Below are 1,797 nucleotides of genomic sequence, written 5' to 3' on the forward strand. Positions count from 1 at the left end.
GGCCCGGTCCGTGACCTGGTCGGCCTGTCGCTGACGGCGGAGCACCGCCGGGGGCACGGCGCGTTGTACGGCGCGGTGAACCACGGCCGGCTGGAGGTGGAGCGGCTGCGACGGCCGCTGGCCGGGCTGCCGCTCCCGCGGGCCGCCTCGGTCCCGACGACGACCTCACCACGGTGACCGCCGCCCAGGTACCGACGTCGACCGCGCCTGGCAGGCGTTCCTGCGCCGCTTCGGCCGGGAACACACCGTCCGCCTGTTCAAACAGACCCTCGGCTGGACCGCCCCGAAAATCCGGTCCCCTGAGCCACTCCGCCCGAAGACACCGCTTCCGGCCCGCGCGCCGAAATCCACCCGACCCGGCCCCGGTCGCCCACCCGGCCGCGCCAACCGACGACAAGCGATCATCCAACCGGTCGGGAAGACCACGGACAGGTCAACGGCCACAGAATCTGAGGGACAAACAAGTTAAACGACAAGCTCAGATCGTGGGGGTGCGCCTGCACGGTGTTCGGGGTCGCTCAAGGTCGGTCAGGTGCCCCAGATAGTGCTCGATCAGCGCGACCGGGCCATCGTCTCCGAGTACGGTCCATGGCTTACGCCGCGTGGCGGGTGAGGGCGGAAGCTGAACAGGCATCGCCCCCCATTGGATCAAGGTTGCGGGCCTGCCCTCAGGCACGATTTACCCGGTCCTGGCCCAATGTCACGTAGCCTAAGTCGATCTTGTTGGCTGGTTTTGGGGTTGCGCGGCGTGGCTGGGTGACGTGCGACGATGTGCCTGTTTTGATCATCGGCTGTGAGTGTGGATGGGCTGGATCGTGCGGATGTGCGTCCTGACCAGGTGACGTTGGGGGTGCTGGTCGACTCGGTGCCGCGGGACGCGGTGGATGCGGCGATCGCCGTGTGCGGCGTGCGGGAGAGACGTTCGGAGGGCAAGCTGCCCGCGCATGTGGTCACCTATCTGACGTTGGCGTTGTGCCTGTTGCCCGACGACGACGAAGAGGTCGCGACCAAGGTCACCGGGTCGTTGGACCGGTGGGGCTGCTGGAACGCCGCCTGGAGCGTGCCGACGGCCAGCGTTATCACCCAAGCCCGCAAACGCCTGGGCCGGACAGTGTTCCCCGAGTTGTTCGAGCGGACGTGCGGGCCGGTCGCCGGGACGGCCGGGCCGGGCGCCGCCGCGACGGCGTTGGGCACGGCGCGCGGGTCGTTCCTGTGTGGCTGGAGGCTGCTGGCGATCGACGGGTTCGACGTCGACGTGCCGGACAGCAAGGAGAACGCCGCCGGGTTCGGGTACGCGGGGTCGGGGGAGAACCGGTCGGCGTTCCCGAAGGCCCGGGTGGTGGCGTTGGCCGAGTGCGGCACCCACGCCTTCGTCGCCGCCTACCACGTCGGGGAGAAGACCCTCGCCGGACGGTTGTACCCGCGGCTGAGGGCGGACGAACTGCTGACCGCCGACCGGGGTTTCTACTCCTGGGCGGCGTGGGACAGCGCGAGCGCGACCGGGGCGGCGTTGGCGTGGCGGGCCCCGACGGTGCTGTCAAGTTCTCTGTGTGCGGGGTGGTTCCTGTTCTCTCTGCTTGCCGATACTAGATCATCTTTAGGCTTTGTGATCTCGCGGGCGCGCCGCGCGCTGTGCTGGGGCAGGTCCCGCCTGCCCCTGTGCCCTGACCCCAGGGGCCGCAGAGGTCTTCGGGGTCAAGGGCGGCCCGCAGGGCCGTCGCGTCAGCGATCGCGTAGCGACCTACGCAAGAGGCAACAGACCCCTGCGGCCCGGTCTGTGACCTGCCTGTGGCCGCT

At 69.6% G+C, this 1,797-nt stretch carries 1 protein-coding gene and 2 pseudogenes; all 3 read left to right on the forward strand.

Going from position 1 to position 1,797, the window contains the following annotated elements:
• Positions 1–147, forward strand: a pseudogene (locus tag ACY45C_RS21325) (NF041680 family putative transposase); the annotation flags it as partial.
• A 46-nt stretch (positions 148–193) separates the two neighbouring features.
• Positions 194–469 (forward strand): annotated as a pseudogene (locus tag ACY45C_RS21330) (NF041680 family putative transposase); the annotation flags it as partial.
• A gap of 354 nt (positions 470–823) precedes the next feature.
• The coding region (locus ACY45C_RS21335) for a transposase domain-containing protein (RefSeq protein ID WP_462189337.1) at positions 824–1,797 on the forward strand (974 nt) is incomplete at its 3' end.

The sequence above is a fragment of the Frankia sp. CcWB2 genome, assembly GCF_977927585.1.